This is a genomic window from Stenotrophomonas sp. SrG, assembly GCF_050031795.1.
Classification (GTDB): domain Bacteria; phylum Pseudomonadota; class Gammaproteobacteria; order Xanthomonadales; family Xanthomonadaceae; genus Stenotrophomonas; species Stenotrophomonas rhizophila_A.
Genome location: NZ_JBNBBE010000407.1, coordinates 1 through 259, shown reverse-complemented (window position 1 = coordinate 259; position 259 = coordinate 1). Strand labels below are relative to the sequence as shown.

Annotated in this window: 1 pseudogene; it reads left to right on the top strand. The window is 69.9% G+C overall.

The annotated features are described in order from the left end of the window. Positions 1 to 43 precede the first annotated feature (43 nt). A pseudogene (locus ACQG3P_RS20265) lies at positions 44 to 259 on the top strand (hypothetical protein); the annotation flags it as partial.

Below are 259 nucleotides of genomic sequence, written 5' to 3'. Positions count from 1 at the left end.
ATTCAGCGGCGTGCGCACGGAAACCCGCCGTTACAATCGCACCGTGAACCGCCGTCGCCGCCCGTTTGCCGGCCTGCTGCAGCTCGCCTTCGTGGCGACGCTGCTGATGGCGTTGGCGCCACTGGTCAGCCGCGGGCAGCAGGCGCAGGGCCCGTCGGTGATGCTGATGCCCGGTGGCATGGCGCACGTGATGCCCAGCGGCGCAGTCGTCGTTGCCCCCACGCCGGATTCCGGCATGTCGCATCACGACATGCACGCG